We start from the raw sequence: 248 nt of genomic DNA on the forward strand, positions 1-248 counted from the left end.
CCTACAATCCGTCGGAGCCTTGAGGGGTGACGGCGTGCCTTTTGAAGAATGAGCCTGCGAGTTAGTGGTGTGTGGCGAGGTTAACCCGTGTGGGGTAGCCGTAGCGAAAGCGAGTCCGAATAGGGCGCCTTAGTCGCATGCTCTAGACCCGAAGCGGAGTGATCTACCCATGGCCAGGTTGAAGCGCGGGTAAGACCGCGTGGAGGACCGAACCCACTTAGGTTGAAAACTGAGGGGATGAGCTGTGG

The 248-nt window shown here is 58.5% G+C and carries 1 rRNA gene; it reads left to right on the plus strand.

Annotation, left to right across the window (positions count from 1 at the left end):
• Positions 1–248 (plus strand): 23S ribosomal RNA (locus QSK05_RS36175); the annotation flags it as partial.

This window comes from Kineosporia sp. NBRC 101731, assembly GCF_030269305.1.
In the GTDB taxonomy this organism is placed as follows: Bacteria; Actinomycetota; Actinomycetes; order Actinomycetales; family Kineosporiaceae; genus Kineosporia.